This is a genomic window from Rhodospirillales bacterium RIFCSPLOWO2_02_FULL_58_16 (assembly GCA_001830425.1).
In the GTDB taxonomy this organism is placed as follows: domain Bacteria; phylum Pseudomonadota; class Alphaproteobacteria; order Rhodospirillales; family 2-02-FULL-58-16; genus 2-02-FULL-58-16.
On the sequence record MIAA01000027.1, the window covers coordinates 76,782 to 102,127 of the forward strand.

The window sequence follows — 25,346 nt, forward strand, 5'->3', positions numbered from 1 at the left end:
GCTCGGAGAATAGAAATGGAAAAGATTACTCCCAAAGACGTTGTCGAACGATTCCGCCGGGCCAAAGAGCGGCGTTCAACATGGGAAGCCCATTGGCAGGAATGTTACGATTACGCCCTGCCGCAACGGGACGGATTTATCCGTTCCGGCCAACCCGGAGAAAAGAAGACCGACAAATTATTTGACGGAACGGCGCCGGACGCAGTGGATCAACTGGCGGCCAGCCTGCTGTCCCAGTTGACGCCTCCGTGGTCGAGATGGTTCGGGCTTGCCGCCGGAACGGACACCCCCGCCGAAGAACGTGAAGGATTGGCCGCCGATCTGGAAACGACCGCCTCGATATTGCAGTCGCACCTTGATCTTTCCAACTTCGCGGTTGAAATGCACCAATGCTATCTCGATCTGGCGACGGCGGGAACCGCGTCGCTGATGCTTGAAGAAGCGTCGGTGGGCGAACCCTCGGCTTTCCGGTTTACCGCAGTGCCTCTGGCCCAGGTTATTCTTGAGGAAGGGCCGTTCGGCGGACTGGACAACACCTTCCGGCGAAGCGAGATGTCGATATCGCAACTTCGCGCCCGCTTTCCCAAGACCGACCTGCCCGATGAGGTTTTACGCACGGCAGGCAAGGACTCCGATATTCGCTTTCCGGTCATTGAGGCGGTCATCAGCCAGGAGCAGGGCTATGCCTATCTGGCGGTGCTGGAGAACGCCTCGCCCCATATCGGCGACATAACCGTGCTCAAGGAGGGCCATTTTGAGATGTCTCCCTTCATCAACTTCCGCTGGCTGAAGGCGCCGGGCGAAGTGTACGGACGTTCGCCGGTGATGAAGGTTCTGCCCGATATCAAAACCGCCAACAAGGTGGTGGAGCTGATCCTGAAAAACGCTTCCATCGCGGTGACCGGCGTCTGGCTGTGCGACGACGACGGCGTTCTCAATCCGGCCACCATCAAGCTGACGCCGGGAACGATCATCCCCAAGGCGGTCGGCTCCAAGGGCTTGACGCCGCTGGAGTCTCCCGGAAAGTTCGATTTGTCCCAGATCATTCTTGATGATTTGCGGAGCAGCATCCGCCGGGCGTTGCTCGCCGACAAGCTGGGCCAGGTCGCCGGCCCGAAGATGACCGCCACCGAGGTAATCGAGCGGGCCTCCGAAATGGCGCGCATCCTCGGCGCGACATACGGACGGCTGCAATCGGAACTGCTGACGCCGTTGGTCAAGCGCGCCCTCGCCATTCTCAGCCGTCGGGGCGAAGTTGAAAAATTCCGTATCGACGGCCGGTATGTTGAACTGGAATACAAATCGCCGTTGGCCCGCCATCAGGCTCAACAGGAGGCCCGGAATACCGTCATGTGGCTGGAGACGATCCGGTCGATGGGGCCGGAGGCGATGGCCGTCATCGATCAGGCGGCGGCTGTCCGCTGGCTGGGACGCGCCTATGGCGTGCCGAACGAGTTGATCCGCGCAATGCCCGTCGACGGAATTAACCCGGCCTTCCTGGAAAATGCCTTGTCGGCGTTGCCTGATATCATCAGGGGCATTGATGGAGTCCGGCCATGACCGGCCATGAAACCGGCTGGGCCTGGTTCGATGAAGCCTCCGCTTCATCGGACGGCGAACTGCTGAAGCCGGATATGGAACTGGCCGTGGCCTTTGCCAAGTGCTTCCGGGAGCGGGCCGGCGAGCAGGTTCTCGAATACCTGCGTTCGCTGACTCTGAAGCGGGCCTTGGGGCCTAACGCCGCCGACGCCTTCCTGCGCCATATCGAGGGACAGCGCCAACTGGTTGCTCACATTATCGCCCTGGTCGAACGAGGCCGGGGCAATGCTCACGACAGCTAAACAACGTCCTCACCACAGACCAAACAATGGAGACACAAATGAGCGAGAGCCTTATCGAGGCGGCCCCCGTAAAAGCCGGTAACGGCGAAGCGGACAACGGCGAGGCCGCAGCGGCGGACGCGGAAGCAGGCGGCGCTCCCGTTTCCCTGCGCCCGCAAACGCTTCCGGAAAAGTTCTGGGATGAAGAACGGGGCGAAGTCCGCACCGAGGCAATGATCAAGTCATACCTGGAACTGGAGCGGAAACTGGGGAGTCATGGCGGGTTGAATATACCCGAAAGCCCCGACGGCTACGAGATCAAGGCGCCCAACGAAATGATAACGCCTGACCGCAGCGTGAACGCCTGTCTTCACAAGGCGGGCTTTACCAACGAACAGGTGCAGACCGTCTATGATCTGGCCGGGGAAAGAATGATGCCCCTGGCCGTTGAAATCGCCGCCAAATTCGAGGCGCAAAAAGAGGTCGATCGCCTGTCGGAGAAATTCGGAGGCGAAAATAAATGGCGGGAAACGGCGCGTCAGATCGGCAAATGGGGCGAAAAAAACCTGGCGCCGGAAGTTTTCGGCCCCCTTTCCACTTCTTACGAAGGGGTGCTCAACCTGCACCGGATGATGACCAACGGCGAACCGGAAATCGGTCGCGGCGGCGACACGGCCGGCGGGGTGACAAGCGAAGCCGGCATCAAGGAAATGATGCGCGACCCCCGCTATTGGCGGGACCACGATCCCGCTTTCGTCGAAAAAGTGCAGCATGGCTTCAAGCGTCTGTTTCCAAACGAGGGGTGAGCGCGTTCCCCTTTTCCGCAGCTCCTCCTCGCCGGGGGCGTCGGCTTTCGGGTGCCGGCGCCCCCATATCAATACGCATATCAATACGCCTAGTCGGGCAGTATTAGCTCTGATAGACTATCGGTAGATGGCACGACCAAAGCAACCGACGCCGAGACCAGAGAGATTAAAACTGCCATGAAAGTATCTGAAGGAAGGGGGCCGCAACATAATTCAAGAGAGTGTGCAGATCAGTGCAAACGTAGACATACAAAGAAGATTTGGCGAAAAATGAAAAAATCGGGCAAAAAAAGTATAAAAATTGAGCAAAGCGGCTTTGCAGGGTCTATCCTTTTAGATGGCCTTTTGCCTAAGCGAAAAGACATCTGGATAAAGCAAAGCGAACGATACACTGACCGTGCATGCAATGTATCTCAGTTAAATTTCTTTGAAGACCCCACCTCAACATTGAAAAAATTATCAGAAATAATAAGGCACGAATGCACAACAAAGACGCTCACGTTAAATTTTGAAGAAAAAACATGCTTGGATATGGCTCCCTATATGATTTTGGCTCTGATGGCTAAAAATTTTAATCCAAAATGGATAATCTCAGCCACATGTACAAAATCCCTACATGAAGTCTTAAAGGCCACCAAGCTTTCCGAAAAACTTAACCTTGAAGAATTAAAAGAAGAAAGTTATCCGGAAGATATTTGGCCATTTGAATTGGAATCAATTTGTGGGGAGCACTCAACTCTCCAAACGCCCCACGCACTGACAGCACGACGCTTTACAGATAGCGTTAATAATTGGCTATCAAAAGTAGAGTGGACTCTTACTGCCGATGGCAGCGATTATCTATCAAAGATGACTGCAGAAGTATTGGATAATGCAATTATCCATAGTCGTCCAGGGACAGAGGATAAAACTACAGGTGGCCTTATTTCCGGCGCAAGTGGCGAAGCTCACATCGCGGGGTATATGACAAAACGGAAAGTGGGAAATCAAGACCGATATACATGCCACTTCTCAGTCGTAAGCGTAGGAAGCAGTATCTTCGAAAGCTTGAATAAAACGTGTCCGAACCATACACGAGATCAAATTAATAATTTAATAAAAAGTCATAACAAGTCTCTCAGGAGTAATTGGGAGAAAAAAGACCTGTGGACCCTTTATGCGCTTCAGGATGGAGTAAGCCGTTTTAAGCAAGCGGGAGGGCGAGGATTTATGGAGCTTATTAATTTCTTTGTTAAATTTGGTCACCGGAAAGAAGAGGAGGTCTCCCTTAATGGAGTGCTGCCCTCTCAATTGGTTATTTTATCAGGTAATACATATATTAAAGTGGATGGCATCGCTCCGAAGAAGGACGCCAAAGGGTTCTGGTCTCTTGCCTTTAATAAGGAAAATGACCTCAAAAAGCCTCCATCTGGGAAGGCGGTATACAATTTAGGAAATTATAAGTTCCCTGGAACTGTCTTAACTGTTCGGTTTGAACTGAATGATGAATATCTCGAAAAATCTCACTCCTAAACGAAGTATATGTAGGAAAATTCAACATGGTTGAGCATGTCATAGTGCTAGAAATCGAAGACGAGTCCAAAATTCTATCCGGAAAAACGACGGGTGTTCGTGCTCGACTAAAATATGATTTGGATAAATTGGAACTAACACCAGATCATATAACTATTAAATTTAAAGTACCCACTGTTACTTCTTCTTTTGTGTTAGGGATGCTTGGCGAGAGCGTAAAAAAACTGGGACTTGAAGGTTTCAAAAAGAAGTACGGATTTGATGCGCAAAACCGAGTGCTAGAGACAATAGCAGATAATATAGACTTCGCTGCGGCCGATGGTACAGCACTGCCACCTTCGGCCAAGTCATGAGTGGGCATTTAATGGACGAGCCAATTTCATGTCTGGGACAGCAGAGCATTAGCGCTTACATACCACCAGTTGTTGCTTTTATAATTCTTGTAATACAGCTATTTGTCAATCACAGATACAACCGCCTAGCAAAAGAAGAGCGGGACGCCGCGATGCGTCGGGATTATGCGTTGGATTCATTTAAGCGAGACGTAGTAGCCCCTGCGGAGAAGGGGCTTTCTTTGTTTGATGAATTTATTAAGGATATTCAAACAGAAATTTTAACAAACGCCGATACAAAAGCGAGTAAGATTCCCCCCCAATTGCCGATCAATCATAAATCTATGTTTAAGGATTTTGGCCCTGACTTTCAGTCAACTTTTTCCCGCGCAAAAGCAGCATGTAAAGAAGCTGATTTATTTCTTAGATATCAGAACATAGCCTCAAATCTTCAGAAAACACTTGGACTTCTTGACGAAGAAAAATCATTAGATGATTTGGTTCTGCAACAAACGACGGAAATAGCTACGACCTCATCAATGAGCAATGCTCTTTTTGCAATTAAAAGCTTAGCGAATCATGTTGGTGAAGCAAAAGCACGTATTCGTGCGGAATTGTTAATAACAGGAATGATTTTTGCTAAGAGTCGGCAAAATAGTAAATGACGCAGAAAACATTAGTTCACTATCGTAATGAGACGCACCTTAAAGCGCCTGATCTCAGCCGTTGCCTTCGTGATTATTCTTGGCGCGGGCGGCATCTTCGCCGCTGACATTGAACCCGGCATGGCCGCGTATGATGCCGGCGATTATGCGACGGCTTTGAAAGAATTCCTCCCCCTTGCCGAGCAGGGCCACGCCAACTCCCAGCATCGCCTGGGCAACATATACCAGAAAGGCCTGGGCGTTAAACAAGACATCCAACAGGCCATCAAATGGTATAAAAGAGCCGCCGAAAAAGATTACGTTGATTCAATTTATAATCTATCCTTGATATATTCACGCGGCGAAGGTGTCGCCGTTGACATGGAAGAGTCGGCAAAATGGACAACGAAGGCGGCCGCCCTCGGCGATGCTGAATCCATTTATGGCCTCAGTTGGTTTCATTTTTACGGCAGGGGATTGCCCAAGGACCTTCATAAGGCGGAGCAATATCTCCGTGAAGCCGTCAAACTTAACTACCCGGACGCCTGTTATCTATTAACTCGCCTTTACTCTAAAAACCCGGAATTTGTTAACGACGAGGCCATTCAATGGTTGCGCCGGGACGCCGAGAGCGACAACCCGACCGCCCAATTCTGTCTGGAATTGTTGATTCTAAAAGATAAAAGATTTGCCGTCGAGCATGAGGAAACCGGCAAATGGATCGAAAAAGCCGCCCTTCACGGACTTGCGCCCGCCCAGGAACGCCTGGGGATAATGTATTATCATGGGGATGGCGTGGCGAAAGACGTAGGCGAAGCCGTAAAGTGGTTGAACGCCGCTACGGAAGGAGGCCTCGACGATTCCCCTATGATTTTGGCAGACATCCACTTGAAAGGCCTTAACGGCGCCGTAAATGCGCAAGAGGGATACCGATTGATGAAAATCAGCGCCGAACGCGACAACGTTATTGCCCAACTGGCATTGTCTATAATGTGCTTTTTCGGCAAGGGAACCGACAAAGACCCGGTGCAGGCTTATAAATGGTTTTTGCTCGCCGACCAAAAAAGAGAGCAATTAAAAAACACGCCGGGGGAAACAAAGACATACCACGACATCTCTTTGCCCGACTTCACCAAGCGAATGTCTCCCCAACAGATTGCCGAGGCGGAGCGTTTGGCCGCCGAATGGCGCCCGGAGAGAAAAAAGAAATAATTTATGGTGAACGACATGGAATGGCTGCTGATCATTATGTTCAATCTGCCCCCGGAGAAAGCCGATATCGGCGATCCGAGATTTCCGACTAAAGCCGAATGTATGGCTGAGGGAGAGAAATTGCTGGAAAGCGGGCTTAGCGACATCCGCCGAAAAATGAAGGATGGAGAACGCAACCCCGTTATAACTCTTGAACTCGAACGTCCTGTGGTTCGATCCGAAATTATGTGCGTAGAGGTAGCCAAGCGTTAGCGCGTCAGGATTGACTGGAATCGCTTTCGTTACGAATTGCCGCCATTGCGCAACAGGGTCATTCGGTTCTCCCCGTCGGAGCTTCATTGCCCATCCATTATCGTCATGCCCGTGCTTGTCACGGGCATCCACGTCTGTCTACCTGTCCATTCCCCGGTAAAAAGACGTGGATGGCCGGATCAACTCAGTGTGTTTTGACACAGAGGCACAGAGGCGCAGAGAAGATCAAGCGAAGTCTTCTTCCTGCTTTTTTCCATCCTCCTCTGTGTCTCTGAGCCTCTGTGGTTGATAAAACAGTATCGGCGGCAACTTCCTCTTGACCCCTTTTTCGTAAGGAGGGGAAGGCGCCGGGCATCGTTGCCCATTATCTGGTCGATCTTGTGTCTTTCTACTGATCGCCGCCACCGTTCCATCATTCTTTCCCGCCCCGCAAGGGGCTTTTTTTATGGAGCATCACCAATGCAAAACCGCGTCTGCGGCCTGGTCCTCGCCGCTGTTTTTCTTGCCGGCTGTTCCTACGGCGTGACGGAGATTTCGTTCGCCCGCTGCCCGGCCCCCGGATCAAGTCCGGGGGTAATCTGCGAAGTCAGCATGAAAGACGGCAAGGAAAGGGGCATCATCAATCTTAGCGTCGTTGCGCCTGATGGTTCTGAAATCCATTACCAGGCCTGGGACATCCGGGCGTTCGAGGGGCAGAAAATAGCGGCGGACGCCGCCGCCAGGACCGCAGGGACCGTCGCCGGGGCCGCCGTCAAGGCGTTGGCGCCATGATCGCCCTCCCGCTGGCGCATCTGGTGTTGCAGGCTTATGCCGATCCTGATCGCGTCGTCGACGAGGTGGAATGGGTGGTCCGCCCGTTCAGCGACGGCGTGGCCCTGGCCTTGCGCGGCACCGAGGACAAAGAGGACTGGCTGGACAACATGCGGGTTATGCCCTGGTGGTGCTGTGGCGTCGGCTGGTGTCATGCCGGTTGGCTGAAAGGCGTCAACGGAGCATGGCCGCACATCCTGCGCGATCTTTACGCCTACCAGGGACTGCCGATCTATGTGGCCGGTCACTCCAAGGGCGGCGCCGAGGCCGCCATTGTAGCGGCCAAGCTTTGCGCCGCCGGTCGGGCGCCCTACGCGCTGGTCACCTTCGGCGCGCCCAAGCCCGGCTTCGCCGGCCTCGCCGGGATATTGAACGACCATCAGGTGGATATCCGACGCTACGTCAACGGCGCCGACGGCGTGCCGCTTACTCCTGTTTCCCGACTCACTTATCGCCACCCGGCCCCGGCCATCCGCATCGGCAGGCGCCGCCATCCGGTAAGCGACCACGATATGAAGCGCTACATCGAAGCGTTGGAAATGTTTTTCACAAATTTTCCCGCCGGAGAACCATGAGAGCAGGACGTATTCCCGCTCTCCGGCCCGGCGGCTTTTTGACGTCTTCATGGGACGGCGGGCAGCCGTAACCGATCCCTGGGGGCGTCGCCGCTCGCCAACCTCAAATTCAACCATGCAAACAAGGAGAATGCCTCATGTCGACAACTGTCGATCTGTCGTTCATCAAGAACTTCCAGGCCGACGTCCACCTGCAATACCAGCAGATGGGCAGCAAATTGCGCAACACGGTCAGGACCAAGGACAAGGTCATCGGCTCATCCACCACCTTCCAGAAGGTGGGCAAGGGAACGGCCTCGACCAAGGCCCGTCACGGCAAGGTGCCGGTGATGAATGTCGATCACACGCCGGTGGAATGTCCGGTCTATGACTATTACGCCGGCGACTGGGTCGATGAACTTGACGAACTGAAGTCAAACATCAATGAGCGGATGGTGGTCGCCAAGGCCGGCGCCTACGCCCTGGGCCGCAAGACCGACGAGCTGATCATCTCTCAACTGGACACCGCCACCAACTATTCCGGCGCCGGAACCGACGGCCTGACCAAAGCCAAGGTTTTAGGCGCGTTTGAACTGCTGGGCGAGGCCGATGTTCCCGATGACGGCGAGCGTTACGCCGTTGTCGGCTGGAAGCAGTGGAGCGATCTGCTCGGCATCCTGGAGTTCGCCAACGCCGACTACATCGGCGCCGATGAACTGCCGTGGAAGGGCACCCAGGCCAAGCGTTGGCTGGGAACCCTGTGGATGCCACACTCGAACCTCACCAAGACCGCCGGCGTCCGCTATTGCTACTGGTACCACAAGACGGCCGTCGCTCACGCCATCGGCGCGGAGGTCAAATCCGACGTCTCCTGGCACGGCGACAGGGCCGCTCACTTTATCAACAACATGATGAGCCAGGGATCCGTGCTGCTCGACACGTCGGGCATCGTTTCCATGCGCTGTCTTGAAGCCTAGGGAGGGCCTTAATCATGGCTTACCAATCCAGGAATCTCAGCGTTATCGCCTACGCCAACGGCTTTACGCTGTGGCATTACGCGACCGTCGATCCGGCGGCGGACGTCGATACCGCCGGTTATTTCAACAGCGCCTCCGACATGTTGCGCGTCGGCGACATGATCATGGCCAACGTTGATACCGACGGCGCGCCCGGCGCCGGCATCTTTCTGGTCAAATCCAACGCGGCGGGCGTCGTTGACGTCGCCGATATGACCGCCGTCGGCGCCGTCGATACCGACTAAGCCTCTCTTTTACCTGCGCCTCCGTGGGAAAATGCCCACGGAGGCGTTTTTTCCCAGACATATGGAGTTTCAAATGTTCAAGTTTCCCGACCCGCTGACCGAAAAGGCGCTGCGCGACCTGATGAGGGACGAACGCTATTTGAAGACCACCCACCCCCAGCATGAAGCCTATCGAAACAAGATCAAGGACGGCTTTGACAAACTCTACGGCGCGGCAAAGGCCCGCTATGACGCCACCGGGCGGATGATCAACGACGACCTTGCCGATTCCGAATGACAATAGCCAATATTAGTGGCCTACCCCATTTAAACGATTCTCATGGCGGGTTTTCCATGCGGTTCCCTATTCATGAAGACAAATAATCAGGTTGTGATCGCCTACCTCAATCGTCATGCGCGGACTTGATCCGCGCATCCACGACTTTCGCCATGGACCTAAAAAGACGTGGGCCGCCGGGTCAAGCCCGGCGGTGACACTAACCTATGAAAAACGAATTGGTGTAAGAGCTAATGGATAACAATAGCACTCTTGGCAAGGAAGCAATATTAGTTGAATGGGCTGACAGTCGCCAGCCTACCAACGAATGGATGCTGCTTGATAAAGCTACGCAACGTGACTTCTGCCGCTGTTATTCAGTTGGATTTATAGTGCAGGACGACAAAGACGTCATCGCGCTGGCAGCGAATGTGGCAGATATAGGAGAAGAAGCACAAGCAACGGGGGTAATTGTGATACCCACCATTGCTGTGTTAAAACGTACTACACTTATTTCTTCTTAACGACTTGCGTCAAAGCAGAAGCAGCAGCGGACTTTGCCGCTGTAGAGGAACGCGGATCGCGTAGCGTTTTGCCAGCATTGCTCGCAGCCTTCTTGCCCGTCGTTTCATTTAGTTTCTTGCTCATGGTACTGTTCCTTATAATTTACCGCATACAAACAAAAGCAGGGTGCCGATCTATTCTCTAACCGTGATTGTATATCATATGATCAAGCCATATAAAAGCTTTTGCTTGTTATCAAGAGACACATGAACTCCGCGACAATAATTTTACTAAAATTTTAAATAAAATTAACTAAATATAAGTAAATATCAAATTACAGTGAACCATTTTGTTGTTATTGAAATCTTAACGATTTTGTTTTATACTATATATTGCCTTGAAGGGCGACCGTACTCTTGAATTAGCTGCAATTTTATTCAAATTATTATATTCAGGCCGTCCTTCGTGACGGCCTTTTTGTTTTGAGTTGATGTATCAGGAGGATGTAATGGTCAGATATATCATTGTTTTACTTAGCGCTTTGCTTCTTTGGCAGAGCGCGTCTCCGTCACCCGCGCAGGCGCAGACGGCGTGCGGCGAACGCAGCGACGCCCTGTTCCGGCTTGAAAAGGACTTCTCCGAAGCGCCCGTCGCCATGGGTCTGGCTTCCAACGGTTCCGTGATTGAGGTGTTCGCCTCCAAGGCCGGAACCTTCACCATCATCATGACCCGGCCCGACGGCGTCAGTTGCCTGATGCTTTCCGGCGAAAACTGGGAGGAACTCCCGGCGCAACTGGCCGGCGCCAAAAGCTGATGAGGGTTTTGTAAAGTGACGCATTTTAAAATCGAACGGAATTGCAAATCAGCCGTTAACGTCCTATTTGTCTGACTGGGAAATAATTTGATGTATACATTTTTGACATATCTATTTTGCAAATGTATGACCGGGTGAATTTTTTTCCATTGCATTCATAGGGGATTGGGATAGAGTTCCAAGTGTGTGCCAATCGTTTTCTTTGGCAATGTAATCATTTGTTATATAATCTGCTTGTATGCTCCGACCCTAATCAAGCGGGATATGCGTTCAGATGGCTAAGAGGAGTGGCGTTCCTTGGTGTGGTTGAGGTGTCGTTGTTGTCGCCAAACTGGCTATGGTGAAGCTGAAGGGTTGATCGGGAAGCTGTTTGGGCTGACCGAAAGTGGAAGGTTTGGCGCGAGGGTGTGCGCTGGAAGTTTAATTGAGTAATAGGTCGAGCCAAAATTGTAAAGAAGGCGGCAGAGGCTCTTTGGAGGTAGAAAATGGCAACACAACTTGAACTGGCAAGGCATCGCCTCTTTGATGAGGATGCCCTTTATGTTGCCAATATTAAGTTGTTTCCTGGCAGCAAAAGGGACGCCACAGCGGAAGAGGTGGCTCAAGAAATAAATAAGGCAATTGCTCAGGTTGAGGCTGGTGACTTTGATAACGTTGATGACTTCAACGATTGTTAGTCGTTAACTATGAGCTATAGTAGACTTTACGATTTTTGCCAAACGTTAACGCCCCATATTCACAGAAATAACATTCGCGACAAAGTCAAGGAACTCGCCGGTGTCCCGTCGTTGCGTGTTGCAAAAACAGCATTAAATGTTGAATTATGCCGAGGGTTTTATCTTTCTGGGCGTAATAAAAGTCACCCGTTAGTTCAGCAGTTTGGATGCCATCTTATTGTCCTTCCGCGAGAAGGACTTAATAGATGCGAAGAACGCTTTGTTTTTGTTAAAGAATTAATGCATATTTTTGATAGCCCATTAGAAGCAACAGATACCGGGGATGCCTTTGAGAGACTATTGTCTGAGTTTATAGCTCCAAATACAAAAGAGCACTCTCCCCAAATGACTTCGGAAATAAAATGTTTTTGGATGGCATTAGGTGCTTTATGTCCAGAAGAAAACAGAAAGAAATTTAAAGCTGAAAGAGACAAGAGCCAAATTGATGATTATTCCATAGCTTTAAAACTTCGCATTCCACAAGCATACATTTCTCATCTTTTTATTCCAAAATTTGAAGAATTAATAAACCTACTTATCAACCCACAAAATACTTAATATAGATATTTTAGCAATCCGGTCGCCTTCAAAAATTATTTCGCATGGTCGTTTTTACATAATCGCCGCAACCATTGTTGCTTATCCTCTCTTGAATATCCCGAATTTTTGCGTTTTCGGAGTAGGGTAGCTCTTGATTTTGGCCTTTTTACCGTCATGCGTACATAGCCGCTCAAGCCATAAAAACCACCTTATATTACAGACCAAACTGGTCATGACGATCTTGATCGTTGTTCGCTTAGAGCGGGTTGTGTGCAAAAAGGTCGCCATCTGCCCCTTCCAGCGAGCATAGCCGCCCCCAAGCCCCGTCCGGGGCTTTCTTTTTGACCAATCCGACAAACCTGACGCGCCCCCAAAAGGGCGTTTTATTTACCTCTAGGCAAGGGAGAACCGACCATGCACGACACATGGACCATTGACGTAATCTGGTGGATCACGGCGGTTGAATTGCCGGCCCTGGCCGGCTTGTTCTGGCTGAACTGGCGAAACCGCCAGGACGCCGGCGATGAAAGCGACGCCGTGCGCTATAGCTGCGAAAACGGCATGGCCCGCCTGCGGGAAAGCCTTTCCGCCTACAAGCTGGAGGTGGCCAAGTCGTACGCCTCCCTCGGCTATCTGAAAGAAGTGGAGCAACGCCTGACCAGCCACCTGATCCGCATCGAGGACAAACTGGGTTCCGCCGGCCATGGAGGCGGGTTATGAGCGTTCAGGAACCCCAAAAAAGTAACCACAATACCCGCGTCCCTCTTAACCCGGAGGTTGACGCCCTTGCCCGCACCCTGTTCGGGGAGGCTCGCGGCGAACACGTTCGCGGCAAGGAAGCGGTCGCTTCCGTGATTATCAACCGCGTCCGCAGGGCGAAGGACCGCAACGGCTACTGGTGGGGCGACTCGGTCGCCGCCGTTTGCCGCCGGCCCTGGCAGTTTTCGTGCTGGAACGAGAATGACCCCAACCGCGACAAGATCGAAACCATCGATCAGGGCAACGAGGTCTTTGCCTGTTGCGTGCGGATTGCGCGGCGCGCCGTCGCCGGGGTTCTCAAGGACCCGACGGGAGGCGCCACCCACTACCACGCCAAGAGCGTGACCCCGCCGTGGGCGGGCGGCCTTATGCCCTGCGTCGTGATCGGCAACCACAAATTCTACAACAATGTGGAATGAGCAAAAAACAAGGAGAATGGTAATGACTCTCAGCAGTATTGCCTTGTGTTCGCGGGCGCTTTTGAAAATCGGCGCCAATACGATCACTTCATTTGATGAAGGAACCGCCGAGGCGGAAGTGGCGGCCAACCTGTTTCCGTCCGTGCGCGACGGGCTTCTTTCCGCCCATCCCTGGAGTTTCGCCACCGCTCAGACGACGCTGGCCAAGCTGTTGGCCAAGCCGGTGGCGGATTACGCTTTCGCTTATCAACTGCCGGCCGACTTCCTGAGGGTCTTGTCCGCCGGCGTCATCGGCAGGGGACGCGGCATCGTCTATCGAATCGCCGAGCGCAAACTTCACACCGATACCGACGGGGTGGTGCTCACCTATATTTTCCGGCCGGACGAAAGCGAGTTTCCCCCTTACTTCAACCAGGCCCTGATTGCGCGACTGTCCGCCGAATTCGCCATTCCGGTAACCGAATCAACGTCGAGATCGGAAAGCCTGTACAGCCGGGCCGAAGAGGAATTCCGTCGCGCCAAGATGATCGATTCTCAACAGGCGACGACAGGGCGCATCGAAGATTTCACCCTGACGGAGGTAAGAAAATAATGTCCCGCATCCAAATCCATAAAAACAGTTTCACCGGCGGAGAAATTTCGACGAACCTTCTCGGACGGGGCGATCTTCGGGCCTATGACAACGGCATGATGAAGCTGCGGAATGTTTTTATCCATCCGACAGGAGGGGTAAGCCGCAGGTCAGGGTTGCGGTTGATTGATGCGGCGCGGGGCAACGGTCGCCTTGTCGCCTTTGAGTTCAACACCGAACAGGTCTATCTGCTGGCCTTCAGCGACCAGCATATCGACGTCTATCGTGACGGCGTGAAAGTGGCCGATTTTACGGCGCCGTGGTCTCTCCAGCAGGTCGGACAAATTTCCTGGATTCAATCCGCCGATACTTTGTTCATTGTCCATCCGGACACGGCGCCGAAAAAGATCACCCGTTTGTCCGATGCCGGCTGGAGTATTCTGGACTGGGAATTTTTTGAAAAAAACGGCAAGATTTTCCAGCCTCATCACAAGTTTGCCGACGACGCCGTGACGCTGACGCCGAGCGCCACGACCGGCTCCATTACCATCACCGCTTCCCGGAACGTTTTCCAGACCGGACACGCAGGCAAGCGTCTTCGCCTGGAAAACAAGGAAGTGGCCGTTACAAGTTATGTTTCCGCGACCCAGGTTCAGGCCGCCGTCAAGGAGACCCTGCTTTCGACCGCCGCCGTCAAGGACTGGGAAGAACAGTCATTTTCAGACCTGCGCGGATGGCCGGCCACGGTGAGTTTTCACCAGGACCGACTGGTTATCGGCGGCTCACGCGATCTGCCCAACCGGCTGTGGCTGTCCAAGTCTTCGGACTTGTTCAACTTTGATCTCGGCGCCGGTCTTGACGATGAAAGCATTGAATTTGCGATTCTTTCGGATCAGGTCAACGCCATACGAGCGGTATTTTCCAGTCGCCACCTCCAGGTATTCACCTCCGGGTCCGAATGGAAGGTAGCCGGCGAACCGATAACTCCGGGCAGCGTACAACTGCATCGCCAGACGCGCATCGGCTCTCCGGTGGATCGCACCGTGCCTCCCAGGGATGTTGACGGCGCGACTTTGTTCATCCCCCGCAGCGGGGCTGAATTGCGCGAGTTTCTTTATTATGACGGCGAGCAGGCCTACCAATCCACGGATTTAGCCATGCTTGCGCAGCATATGATCGATGACCCGGTGGACCAGGATTTCCAAAAATCACGGCGCCTGCACCACCTGGTTATGCGCAACGGCTCGCTGGCGACGTTAACAATATATCGCGCCGAGGAAGTCAATGCGTGGTGTCTTCAGGAAACCGCCGGATCGATCAAGTCCGTCGTCGCCATCGGCGAAGATTGTTATGTGCTGGTTGAGCGCGCCGGCGGCTTCTATGTCGAGATATTCGATCCGGCCTTTAATGTGGATTCCGGCCTTGGCGGTACGGACGTCAACGGAAAAACCATATGGAGCGGGCTGAACCACCTGGAAGGGGCCACGGTAAAAATTCTGGCCGACGGCGCGGTGCGCCCTGACAAGGTTGTCGCCAACGGCGCCGTCGAATTGGCCGAACCGGCCTTTGCCGTCCAGATCGGCCTCGGCTTTTCGCACGTTATTGAGCCTCTGCCGCCGGCGGCGCAACCGGGAGGCGGCGATGCGCAAGGCGGCAAGCTGCGTCCGGTTGAGATTACCTTTCGCCTGCATGATTCGTCCGCTTTGCGCCTTGACGCCGGATCGGGTTTCATCGACGTGCCGTTCAAACGATTCGGCGAAAACGTTCTCGATGCGCCGCCGCAGGCCTTTACCGGCGACAAGGCGGTGCGCGTTCTGGGATGGAAGAAGGACGCCGTGGAATCTATATGGCGCATTCAACAGGATGCGCCGCTTCCCTTCACCCTGCTTGCGGTGATGACGGAAATCAAACTGAACGTCTGACTGATCTTCGGATCAATCTCACATTTCTCAAACAGCACTACCTGAAGGAGCGCGTCAAATGGGTGGATTCGGCAATCAGGCGCTTAGCGTCTTTGATGTAACGAACAGCAGAAAAATAGCCAGGGAACAAAATAAAATGGAGGCTGAAAATGTCCGAACCGGCATTCAGAGAATTCAGCAGGCGCAGCAAAAAACCGAAGAATTAAATCGTGCGGATTTGCGCAAAGAACTGGCGACGCAAAGGGCGCGTTTCGGGGCGCAAGGAATCGTTTCGACCGACGGATCATCCAAGGCTGTCCTCGATGGGCTTCGAAAACAAACGGAGGAGGCCATCAACGATAACCGCGCCGCGTCAAACCGGCAAGTCGACGACATCGGAAGAAAAATATCAAACAGCCGGCGGTTGAACCTGCTTCAGGAATCCTACGACAAGCCCCGCAGGATGTACGGGCTGTTCCGGCAAAGCATCCGCAACATTCCCTTGATCGGAAACTTCTAAAATTAACCCAGGAGATGAAAATGGCTGACCATATACAAATAGGCGCCGTTTCGCCGCGCATTCAATACGCGGGAAACGGCGTGCAAGCCCAGTTCACCTACCCGTTTCCCATCTTTCAAAATGGGGATGTGGAAGTCTATGAAAATACCACGCTCAAGACGTTGACCGCCGACTACGCCGTAACCGGCGCCGGTAATTCCGGCGGCGGCTCGGTAACCTTCGTTACCGCTCCGGCCAACGGCGTTACGGTTACCTTGCGGCGGAAACTAACCATCCAAAGAAACTCCGATTTCCAGGAATCAGGGGAATTCCGCGCAAAAGTAATCAATGATGAACTGGATATTCTGACCGCCGGCGTTCAGCAGATAAACGAAGATGTGGGCCGCTGTCTGCGCCTCGCCGTAACCGACCATGCCGCGTCGATGGAGATTCCGGGCAAAGCGACGCGAGCCGGCAAATTCCTGGCGTTTGACGCCAACGGCGATCCCACGGCCGGAGACACTGCCGGCCCCCAGGGACCGCAAGGCCCCTCGGGGCTGGATGGGAAGACCGTACTCGGCGGATCAGGAGTTCCCGCAGACGCCATGGGAGCAAACGGCGACTTTTATTTCGACACAACCAACCACACCTATTATGGACCGAAAACAGCCGGTTCATGGCCGCTCCCCGGCGTCTCGCTTATTGGCCCCTCCGGTTCCGGCAACGGCGACATGATCGGCGCCAATAATTTGTCGGATGTCGCCAACGTAACAACAGCGCGGGCAAATCTCGGGTTAGGATCGGCGGCCACGGTCAATACCGGCACGGCCGGGGCTAATGTGCCTACCATTGCCAATGCCGACGGCCGCTATCTTCAAAAAGCCAATAACCTCTCCGATGTGGCGAATGCGGCGACGTCGCGGACCAATTTGGGACTGGGCAACGCGGCGGTGCAGGACGTGGCCGCCGGCGGGACGGGCGCCCTGCTGCGCGCCGACGGCGACGGTTCACAGCTTACCAACCTGCCCGGCGGCGGCGGCAAGCTGGTTGCCGTTCATCGCACTATTCATGCCGCCACTTCATCTCTCGATCCCTGCGTTTCCGGCGGATCGCCGCTCGGTTCCGACCTGGGCGCGGGGTCGCCCGCCAAAGTGAATATCCCGACGGCGGGGATATTAAGGCTTACCTGCGAACAGGCGGATTTTAGTCGGATTTCCGGAGTCACATATGCGTCAGTGACAATAGGCCTGGAGGTGGCCGGCAAGAAGTATTTTGCCGTTAATGTCATGGCGGGATCAACTTCTTACTCACCTGTTATGGTCTCCGATGCCACAGGCTCCTCAAAAATTCGTGGCGGGTATGGCCCCGGTTACTACATGAACATACCGACGCAGATATCCTTTGACATCGCCGCCGCCATAGCGCTTGACGGCGCCGTCGGCATGGCAACCGGAAGCCAAACCGTAAAAGTGTTGATGGGCGATAATGCTCAAGCGTCCTTCTCGGCAGAAGGTCAGACTGACTACACCGCCTTCGTTCCCGCCGTCTTTGTTCTTGAAGTAATTGATGGGAGTTGAACCATGCAACACAAACTGATCGAAACAATAAAACGCTACTGGCCGAATGCCTGGCTTCATATTCTGGCCGATTACGACGGCGCGGTCCCGTTGCAATCATGGCTTGACGCCAACGTAGTCTGGCGACATGGCTCCACGCCGCCGACCGCCGTTGAGATCGAAGCCAGGCTGGCCGAATACGAGGTTGCCGTTCTGACCGAGAGCAGGAAAGCGGCAATCGATGCCGTGAAAATCGAGGCCGAGGCGCGGATAACCAAGGGCGCGGTCATCGGCGGCAACCGCATCAAGTGCGACGCCGCGTCAATCGGTCGTCTGCACGGCATGGTGACGGCGGGAGGGCGCAAAGGCGCCGGCTATTCCCGCACCTTCATGACCGACGCCGGGGTCAGGCTGACATTAGGCAAGGCTCAGGTGGAGACCATCTTCGATGTCGCCGAAGCCTTCGTCGCCACCGTGCTTGACAGGTCCGCCGCCGTGCAGGAACAGATCGCCGCCATGACCGCCGCCGAACTCGCCGCCTTTAACCCGGCCAATGACGCCAACTGGCCGTAAGGCCGGCGGATACGACTCAATATCTAATCAACGAAAGCAATTCAAGGAAACCAGCCATGTTCAATCTGCTTGAAGACCTGATGGGCAGCCTTGGTTTTGGCGACGACGGCTCTAAAACGCCGAGCCGCTACAACCTGTTGGACGATACCCTGTCGCCAAGCCCCAAGAAGCGTGAAAGCAGCCTCTTCTCCCTCAGCGACTCGGTCGGCGTTAGCGGGCGCAACCTGCCTGACGACGTGAACAGGATGGAAAGCGGGTTGAGTAAACTGGGCTTCCTCGATCAGGCGGAATCCACCGGCGCCTTCGGCGATTCCCTGAAGCGGGGCATGGAATCGTTCCAGCAAGCCAACGACTTGAAGGTAGACGCCCAGGCCAACGTTGACGGTCCCACCGTTACGACCATGGGTTACCAACTGGCAAGCGGCGGCCTTGATGATCAGGTCAAAGACATCATGGCGGATAATGCCTCGCCCCGGGCCGACGCCGCCTCGCCATGGTGGCGTGCGCGCACCCTGCCCGCCCTGCCCGCCGAGGATCACGCTTCCAACCGCCGCGCCATAGACGGCATGTTGAAATACGCCGACAACGGCGACCTGCCCAACCTGCAGGCCCAGGCGATCAACGATTACGGCGATAAGGCGGTAGGCGAGTTCGGCGACTTCATGCGTCAACTAAACGACCGCGACCCGGCCCGGGCCAAAGGCTTCGAGAAAACCGTTTACGACAAGCTGGATGATGCCCAAAAAGCCAGGCACTTCCCGGAGATGTTTGTCACCGATGCCGGCCCCCATACCGATCAGAGCGAGATCGATGTAACTAAAAAAACCGAATTGGAAAAATGGTCTGCCTCAGTGGGTAAGTTGAATAACCTATCTCCCGTTGAGGCCAACACATACAAGAAAATATTTGCCGCCGAGGGTGGCCTTACTACCGACCAAAGAAGTGGAGCGGCCAGCGGCATCACTCAAGAAGCTCTTGATCGCGCCATCGGGGCCGGCGCCCTGCCGGGCGTCGAGAAGGGAGCCATACCGGGTCAGCTCTCCATGGATGATCGGGCAAAGGTCTACCGGCACTATTTTGACGACGTATTGCACACCGTGGACAAGAAAGTCCCCGGAAGCAGCAATATATCGCGAATCGGCGATGAAAAGGCGTCCACCGCCTTCGCCGACGCCATGTTCGCCCATGGCCGCCATGATGGCGCCCAAGCAATCCAAAACGCGATCAACAAGGTAACGCCGGAAACCGTGCCTTCCGATGGAAATATGGGACCCAAGACCTTCGAGGCCTACCGGCAACTTGCCTTAAACCCCAAGACGAACCGTGCGCTTCTTGACGCCCTGGGCGATGCTCGACGGGATATGGTCAAAGATCGAAAAGACGCCAAGGGGTGGCGCTCGCGAATCGGTCGGTTTCACTCCCAAAACTCGCCATGAAAAGTCTTGTCTGCGTACCAACCCACGACCTGCCACTTGCCGCCGATATCGCGCACGAGGTAGGTCTGAGGGTCTTTCTCTGTCCCGCATTGGGTCGGAGGGCATCCCTCGCCAAAGGCGCGGTCGTTGTCGTCCATTGGCATGATCGCACATAAGGCTACAGGCTCACAACCCTTCCGTCGCAATGACTCGAATACACAGGCGTCCACAGGCGCACAACTCTCCCATCGCAATTGTATAACCACATCGCCGGGAGATACCTTCGACTTGTCCAAGTCTTTCGCCACCAAGGCAACATCTTCGGCATCGATGACTTTCTGGGTCTCGATCCGGTAATGATAGATGCCCAATTTAAAGTACGCGCCGGTCGTGAATGTGAAGGTTGCCGGGTCGATGCCCATGGCCGCACAGACTTTTTTGTCAACCCATAAATAACAGGCTTCGTAGGTTTCCACGGCGCAAAGCGGCGTCACCGGATTGCCGATGCATCGGCTGGAACTGGTCGCCGGATCAAAGGTCAAGGTCTCCTGCTCCCCGGCGGATGCGGGAAAAACCGACGCCGCATCGCCCGCCTCGCCGGCGGACACGGAAAGCACAACAAGGAACAGGGCAAGAGCCAAGATTCGAAAAACCATCACACGCCCCCCACAACCATTCCACGATAAATCCAACGTAATCATATCATGTCGCTTGACGCTTGCCACCTGCGCTTTAGGTGTGTGCGCTCCAGGCGGGTTTTCTTGTGCAGGGAGGTAAAATCATGAATTGCGCAGACGAAAAAGCCGTGACGAATCTTGATTACGTCCGGCGTAAAATGGCGGTCGAATTTCCCTCCCTGCTCGCCAAGGCGGCGGCGGACTACCGGACGCTGGCATCCGGCGCCCCGGAATGTCCCAAAGATTTCGCCGCCCGTCAGGCGGCCTGCAAGGCCGCTCTCGCCCACATAGAGCATCTCATCAAGATGACCGTCTGGGCCGAAGGAACGGACCCGGAAACAAAAATGCGAAATGAAAATTCCACGCTTATCGCCAGGGCGGCGGTCGCCCTCAACAATCATCCGGAGGATGAGGAATGAAAGACGTTGATTTCCCGGAGTTTGTCTGGATATGGAATCACCGTCAGGGACTGGCCACGCCGAAGCTGCATGTTCGCATAACCCGCTGGCTGGCCGCCCGCCTGCCGGCGAATGATCTGGAATTATTGCTGCTGGCGTTCCGCAATTCCGGCAAGTCGACTCTTGTCGGCCTTTTCAGCGCGTGGCTGATAATGCGCGACCCGAATATCCGGATTCTGGTCATAGCCGCCGATCTGGCGTTGGCGGAAAAGATGGTGCGGAATGTCAAACGCATCATCGAACGCCACCCCTTGACCGGGGGGCTGAAGCCGGAGCGCGCCGATCAGTGGGCTTGCGGCCAATTCACCGTCAACCGCCCGGGGGAATTGCGCGATCCTTCCATGCTGGCCAAGGGCATCGGCGCCAATATTACGGGATCACGCGCCGACGTGGTGATATGTGACGACGTAGAGGTTCCCAACACCTGCGACACCCCGCCCAAACGCGCTGATTTGCGGGAGCGTCTGAACGAGATCGAGTACGTCCTGACGCCGGGCGGCCTGAAACTGATCATCGGCACGCCCCATACCTACTATTCCATTTACAGCCGTGAGCGCAGGCCGGAGACCGGCGAGGAAACTCCCTTCCTCGACGGCTTCGTCAGGCTGGAGTTGCCGATCCTGGACGAGCGCGGCAAAAGCCGCTGGCCGGAGCGCTTCAGCGAGGAAAAGATAGAGGCCATCCGCCGCCGCACAGGGCCTAACAAGTTTGAAAGCCAGATGATGTTGAGGCCGGCAAACCTTGCCGACGGTCGTCTCGACCCCGACCTGCTGCGCTGTTATGACGCCGAGCTTGTCTACCACGAAAGCAACAACGAGGCGCTTCTGACCCTGGGCGGAAAGCGTCTGGTAAGAGCGTCGTGCTGGTGGGATCCGTCCTACGGATCGCCGGAAAAAGGCGACGCCAGCGTCATCGCCGCCGTCTTCACCGACGAGGACGGCGAATACTGGCTCCACCGCGCTCTCTACCTGGAACATGATCCGGATAAAACCGAACAAGCCGCCGAAGCGACGCAACTCTGCCGCCGGGTGGTGAGCTTTCTGGATGATCTTTACCTGCCGGCGGTGACTTTGGAGACCAACGGCATCGGACGATTTCTGCCGGGCCTGCTGCGTAAGGAACTGGCGGAGGCCGGCCGGCCTTGCGCCGTCATCGAAGTCGCCTCGAAACAAGCCAAGGATACGCGCATAGTCGAAGCCTTTGACGCCGTTCTCGCCGACCGCCGTCTGCATGCTCACCGCTGCGTCTGGGACACGCCTTTCATCGCCGAAATGCGGGAATGGCGTCCGGGCGGCAGAGGGCGCGATGACGGCCTGGACGCGGTCTCCGGTTGCCTGTTGAGCGAACCGGTGCGGCTTTCCCGCCGCCCGGAGCCGACGCCCAGGGAAGTCAGGACGCGGCGCAACTGGCGTCCCGGATACGGCTCCTTCACCGCCAGGACCGGCTTCAATATCTGATCGACGTAGGCAATTAGCGCGTCAGGATTGATTTGAACCGCTCAAGGTCGCTGTGGGCCACGTCTTGCCGTCTTTGCGAGGATTGCGAGAAGCGAAGCGACGAAGCAAGACGAAGCATCCAGGGAGCATCTAATGTCAATGGCCGTAAAAAATGACTCTGAAAAATTCTCCCCCTTGCTTCAAGGGGGAGTTAGAGGGGGTATTGAAGAGAGAATTATCGGCCTGTGTGTTTTGTCCACAGAGGCACAGAGGCGCAGAGAAGATTAAGCGAAGTTTTCTTTCTGCTTTTTCTTTTTTCTCTCTATCCTCCTCTGTGTCTCTGAGCCTCTGTGTTTCATAAAATAGCGCTTATTCCGGTCAACGCGCCGGGCGTTAAGGGTATCGGCAGCAACCTCCCCCAACCCCTCCTTGGTAAGGAGGGGAAAGCGCCGAGGCTGCCGGCGGTCAATAATTATTGCCGCCGGTATTATCGACATAGGCGATTAAAGCCTTGACGAAGAAAAGGCTTTTGCCATGTAGCCGTCAATAAAGTCCATGAACTTTCGGGCGGCGTCCATGCCCAGAATGAACATCATATAGCCGTTGATTTTTCGCTGTTTTAATTCGAAATTTACTTCCATGAACATCGTCATGTCGCCGTTGCCGCCGGCGCCTGTTTCCCGGCCCATAATGATGAATTCGCCGGCGCCCTTCACATATTCAGGCAGAGCGCAGACAATCTCCATGCCCAGAAGGTTGGCGAGGCTCCCCAGGGAGGCGTTAAGAACGACATTGCCTACTTCCGTCAAGGCGTCGCGCTCCAGCTCGGAGGCGCTTTCAACAGGCGCCAGTTCGCCGATAATGGCGCGCACCAACTCAAGGCTTTTTTTCTCCGGAAAGACTAAAAGCGCCTCGCCGGGGCAAGGGCCGGAAAACTCCTGGGTGACGGCGCAGGCGCCGTCAATGGTGTGTTCGTTGATAAGCCGACTTACATCGCCCCGTTCGATAAACCTGACGCGGGGCACGGTCAGGCCGATTTCTTCATCAACAAGCTGATTGAGCGACGAAGCCGCCCGACCGACGGCTATATTCATCAACTCGGTAATAGTTTCCTGCTGGATTTCCGTTAGTTTAATCATGACCTTTATTCTCGACCGTCCACCTTTTCAAAAAATTCAAAGAGGGCTTGCGCCTTAAGCGGTTTTTCGATGAACGTGGCGCCCATTGCCTCGGCCCTTTCGCGAACCGGGGTTTGGATGTTGGCGGTAATCACGGCAATCGCCGTGGTTTGATTGTTCTTGCGAATCCTCGACACCAGCTCCAGGCCGTCCATCCCCGGAAGCCCCACATCCACCAGAATTACGTCGAAATTCCCCGTTTTCGCTTCTATCTGCTCCAGCGCGTCTTCCGCATTATGGACCTCGACCACCGACCACTTGGACCTGGCCTCGGCAATGACGGAACTCAACATCATGCGGGCAAGACGGTTATCGTCAACCAGGAGAACAGTTTTATTCACTTGCGCGGACGCCGATCATGATGAGGAAACCCCAGGCTTCGTAATGTATCATTAATGTATAATTCAAAGCAATTATCTATCTTCCCTCGGATATAACCATGTTTTATCAATCCGCCAGCCCCCATCTCCGGGGCCGAGCAAATAAGATGCGTCGTCCGCCAATTCCATGCCCAGCGCCTCACGCAGCGCCGGGACAACGGAATGAATGATAATCGCATCGCTTTGACCGGGGGTCAGCATTTTACGGAAATCATCAAGGCTCTGACCGTGATAGGCGCTGTTGAACCCGACCATCCGCCTTTTCAGGCCCAGGAAGTAGCGAACCATCATCGCCGACTCTCCGGAGCCTTTGGGGTCAAGCACGATAAACCTCGATCCCTCGGGCAGCAGGTCCGGCAATCGGGCCGCCACCGCCAGAAAGTGGGGCTTGGGAGGCTCACGATCAAACCGCAGCTTGGAGGAGAACGCCACCGGCAGGGCCAGAGCCAAAACAACGGCGGCGACGCTGAATTTTTTCGCGTCCAATCTTAACGCCAAGCGGTCTTGCCACAGCCGCGCCAGGCCATAGGCGCCGAAGACCATGCCCAACGGCCCCAGATGCATGTTGTAGCGCCAAAATGAGGTGACGGTTTTGGCATCGTCGGCGCCGAATCCCGCCACATACATAAATAACAGAAAAGCGTTGTAGCCGAGAAAGACCGAAGCAACGATGACAGCCAGCCTGTCCATGGCGTCGCGGCGACGCCACAGCCCCCTTACGGCGAAAATGACCACCACCGTCATCAGGGTGAAATACGCCCCTTTCCTGGAAAGCACGATCAGCATCCGGTGGAGAATTTGCGGGATCAGATTGATGTTCCAGTTCGCGTAGGGAAGCAAATTGCGCTCATACGCGGAAAGTTCGGCGGCGACGTAGGAAATCCATATGACATGAATAGCTGCGGCCGGGAGCGCCATTAACGGAACCAGCCTGACAAGGCGGGAAAACCGAATCTTGGAATCCATCAGTCCGGCGAGCAGTACGCCGATGACGGCAAAGACAAACAAGACAAACCCGGTCTGTTTCAGATTAACCAGCACCATCATTGCCAACCCGAACTGCAAGGCCAGGTCTCTTGCCTTTTCTTTTTCGCCGTCCGCCAGGGCGTTAAGCATCATCCAGCCGAGCGCCCCTCCGACGCCGAGGACGACGGCGCTCGGCGTATCGGCATAGGCGGTCAGCACGATCTTCTGGGAAAAAGTCGGGTTGAAGGCGAACCCGGCGAGAACAGCCAAGGCGGCAAGTCCCCATCCGTGGCCGGCCGGTCCTTTTTTTCCGATCCCGACGAGAACCACCCTTGTCAGCACCATGCCGAAAGTCAGCAGCAGCAGAACGTTGAGAGGCCCCCCGGCGTTTTCGACGAAGCGTCCGGCCAGCTTGCTTGTCATGTAGGTCAGCAGCGTCCAGCCGTAGGGATAGGCGGGGAACGATGAGCCGGTCTCGGCATCGGCGGCGCCGGGAAAGCCGTCATTATTGATCAGGAAGCGGGC

The 25,346-nt window shown here is 54.8% G+C and carries 29 protein-coding genes and 1 pseudogene (1 of these 30 only partly in view); 25 read left to right on the forward strand and 5 right to left on the reverse strand.

All coding sequences use genetic code 11. The annotated features are described in order from the left end of the window. Positions 1-15: 15 nt before the first annotated feature. From A3H92_08460 to A3H92_08570, 23 genes are all read left to right on the forward strand, one after another. A complete protein-coding gene (locus A3H92_08460) occupies positions 16-1,560 on the forward strand; it encodes a phage tail protein (GenBank protein ID OHC74823.1) in 1,545 nt (514 codons plus the stop codon). Beyond that, positions 1,557-1,841, forward strand: coding sequence for a hypothetical protein (locus A3H92_08465; GenBank protein OHC74824.1), 285 nt, complete (start codon positions 1,557-1,559; stop codon positions 1,839-1,841). Before A3H92_08460 ends, A3H92_08465 begins: the two co-directional genes overlap by 4 nt. Before the next feature lie 38 nt (positions 1,842-1,879). Continuing rightward, the gene (locus tag A3H92_08470; GenBank protein ID OHC74825.1) at positions 1,880-2,626 is read left to right on the forward strand and encodes a hypothetical protein; all 747 of its coding nucleotides are present in this window, start codon (positions 1,880-1,882) and stop codon (positions 2,624-2,626) included. Between the two features lie 1,209 nt (positions 2,627-3,835). Next, positions 3,836-4,138, forward strand: a complete 303-nt coding sequence (locus A3H92_08475) for a hypothetical protein (GenBank protein OHC74826.1) — start codon at positions 3,836-3,838, stop codon at positions 4,136-4,138. Between the two features lie 26 nt (positions 4,139-4,164). After that, positions 4,165-4,491 carry a hypothetical protein gene (locus A3H92_08480; GenBank protein OHC74827.1) on the forward strand — a complete coding sequence of 109 codons (327 nt, stop codon included), beginning with the start codon at positions 4,165-4,167 and terminating at the stop codon, positions 4,489-4,491. Continuing rightward, on the forward strand, positions 4,488-5,135 hold the full coding sequence (locus A3H92_08485) for a hypothetical protein (protein ID OHC74828.1): 648 nt from the start codon (positions 4,488-4,490) through the stop codon (positions 5,133-5,135). The genes A3H92_08480 and A3H92_08485 overlap by 4 nt, the downstream gene beginning before the upstream one ends. Positions 5,136-5,162: 27 nt before the next feature. Beyond that, the gene (locus tag A3H92_08490; protein OHC74829.1) at positions 5,163-6,326 is read left to right on the forward strand and encodes a hypothetical protein; all 1,164 of its coding nucleotides are present in this window, start codon (positions 5,163-5,165) and stop codon (positions 6,324-6,326) included. 3 nt (positions 6,327-6,329) lie between these two features. Further along, on the forward strand, positions 6,330-6,578 hold the full coding sequence (locus A3H92_08495; protein ID OHC74830.1) for a hypothetical protein: 249 nt from the start codon (positions 6,330-6,332) through the stop codon (positions 6,576-6,578). Positions 6,579-7,037: 459 nt separating this feature from the next. Continuing rightward, positions 7,038-7,349 carry a hypothetical protein gene (locus tag A3H92_08500; GenBank protein OHC74831.1) on the forward strand — a complete coding sequence of 104 codons (312 nt, stop codon included), beginning with the start codon at positions 7,038-7,040 and terminating at the stop codon, positions 7,347-7,349. Next, positions 7,346-7,963, forward strand: a complete 618-nt coding sequence (locus tag A3H92_08505) for a hypothetical protein (protein OHC74832.1) — start codon at positions 7,346-7,348, stop codon at positions 7,961-7,963. Before A3H92_08500 ends, A3H92_08505 begins: the two co-directional genes overlap by 4 nt. A gap of 137 nt (positions 7,964-8,100) precedes the next feature. Then, positions 8,101-8,919: a hypothetical protein gene (locus A3H92_08510; protein OHC74833.1), complete on the forward strand. Its 819-nt coding sequence runs from the start codon at positions 8,101-8,103 to the stop codon at positions 8,917-8,919. Positions 8,920-8,933: 14 nt separating this feature from the next. Further along, a complete protein-coding gene (locus tag A3H92_08515) occupies positions 8,934-9,203 on the forward strand; it encodes a hypothetical protein (protein ID OHC74834.1) in 270 nt (89 codons plus the stop codon). A gap of 31 nt (positions 9,204-9,234) precedes the next feature. Next, on the forward strand, positions 9,235-9,480 hold the full coding sequence (locus A3H92_08520; GenBank protein OHC74835.1) for a hypothetical protein: 246 nt from the start codon (positions 9,235-9,237) through the stop codon (positions 9,478-9,480). Between the two features lie 991 nt (positions 9,481-10,471). Beyond that, positions 10,472-10,777, forward strand: coding sequence for a hypothetical protein (locus A3H92_08525; GenBank protein OHC74867.1), 306 nt, complete (start codon positions 10,472-10,474; stop codon positions 10,775-10,777). Between the two features lie 485 nt (positions 10,778-11,262). Next, the gene (locus tag A3H92_08530; protein ID OHC74836.1) at positions 11,263-11,454 is read left to right on the forward strand and encodes a hypothetical protein; all 192 of its coding nucleotides are present in this window, start codon (positions 11,263-11,265) and stop codon (positions 11,452-11,454) included. A gap of 993 nt (positions 11,455-12,447) precedes the next feature. Further along, a complete protein-coding gene (locus tag A3H92_08535) occupies positions 12,448-12,753 on the forward strand; it encodes a hypothetical protein (GenBank protein OHC74837.1) in 306 nt (101 codons plus the stop codon). Between the two features lie 77 nt (positions 12,754-12,830). Beyond that, positions 12,831-13,211, forward strand: a complete 381-nt coding sequence (locus A3H92_08540) for a hypothetical protein (GenBank protein ID OHC74868.1) — start codon at positions 12,831-12,833, stop codon at positions 13,209-13,211. 22 nt (positions 13,212-13,233) lie between these two features. Further along, the gene (locus tag A3H92_08545) at positions 13,234-13,803 is read left to right on the forward strand and encodes a hypothetical protein (GenBank protein OHC74869.1); all 570 of its coding nucleotides are present in this window, start codon (positions 13,234-13,236) and stop codon (positions 13,801-13,803) included. Next, positions 13,803-15,704: a hypothetical protein gene (locus A3H92_08550; GenBank protein OHC74838.1), complete on the forward strand. Its 1,902-nt coding sequence runs from the start codon at positions 13,803-13,805 to the stop codon at positions 15,702-15,704. The genes A3H92_08545 and A3H92_08550 overlap by 1 nt, the downstream gene beginning before the upstream one ends. 58 nt (positions 15,705-15,762) lie before the next feature. After that, positions 15,763-16,203 carry a hypothetical protein gene (locus tag A3H92_08555; protein OHC74839.1) on the forward strand — a complete coding sequence of 147 codons (441 nt, stop codon included), beginning with the start codon at positions 15,763-15,765 and terminating at the stop codon, positions 16,201-16,203. A gap of 14 nt (positions 16,204-16,217) precedes the next feature. Continuing rightward, positions 16,218-17,759, forward strand: coding sequence for a hypothetical protein (locus A3H92_08560; protein OHC74840.1), 1,542 nt, complete (start codon positions 16,218-16,220; stop codon positions 17,757-17,759). A gap of 3 nt (positions 17,760-17,762) precedes the next feature. Beyond that, entirely contained in the window at positions 17,763-18,311 is a 549-nt protein-coding gene (locus A3H92_08565) for a hypothetical protein (protein OHC74841.1), read from the forward strand. Positions 18,312-18,367: 56 nt separating this feature from the next. Then, positions 18,368-19,747, forward strand: coding sequence for a hypothetical protein (locus A3H92_08570; protein ID OHC74842.1), 1,380 nt, complete (start codon positions 18,368-18,370; stop codon positions 19,745-19,747). On the opposite strand, the gene A3H92_08575 is transcribed toward A3H92_08570, so the two are convergent. After that, positions 19,726-20,382, reverse strand: a complete 657-nt coding sequence (locus tag A3H92_08575) for a hypothetical protein (protein OHC74843.1) — start codon at positions 20,380-20,382, stop codon at positions 19,726-19,728. The genes A3H92_08570 and A3H92_08575 overlap by 22 nt on opposite strands. A gap of 125 nt (positions 20,383-20,507) precedes the next feature. On the opposite strand from A3H92_08575, the gene A3H92_08580 reads away from it, so the two are divergent. Further along, on the forward strand, positions 20,508-20,822 hold the full coding sequence (locus tag A3H92_08580) for a hypothetical protein (GenBank protein OHC74844.1): 315 nt from the start codon (positions 20,508-20,510) through the stop codon (positions 20,820-20,822). A 77-nt stretch (positions 20,823-20,899) separates the two neighbouring features. Continuing rightward, positions 20,900-22,318: a hypothetical protein gene (locus A3H92_08585; protein OHC74870.1), complete on the forward strand. Its 1,419-nt coding sequence runs from the start codon at positions 20,900-20,902 to the stop codon at positions 22,316-22,318. Positions 22,319-22,581: 263 nt separating this feature from the next. On the opposite strand, the gene A3H92_08590 is transcribed toward A3H92_08585, so the two are convergent. From A3H92_08590 to A3H92_08605, 4 genes and pseudogenes are all read right to left on the reverse strand, one after another. Then, entirely contained in the window at positions 22,582-22,794 is a 213-nt protein-coding gene (locus A3H92_08590; protein ID OHC74845.1) for a hypothetical protein, read from the reverse strand. A 6-nt stretch (positions 22,795-22,800) separates the two neighbouring features. Next, on the reverse strand, positions 22,801-23,436 hold the full coding sequence (locus A3H92_08595) for a hypothetical protein (GenBank protein ID OHC74846.1): 636 nt from the start codon (positions 23,434-23,436) through the stop codon (positions 22,801-22,803). 5 nt (positions 23,437-23,441) lie between these two features. Beyond that, positions 23,442-23,816, reverse strand: coding sequence for a hypothetical protein (locus A3H92_08600; protein OHC74847.1), 375 nt, complete (start codon positions 23,814-23,816; stop codon positions 23,442-23,444). Positions 23,817-23,888: 72 nt separating this feature from the next. Then, positions 23,889-25,346: pseudogene (locus A3H92_08605) on the reverse strand (hypothetical protein) (it continues 387 nt past the right edge of the window).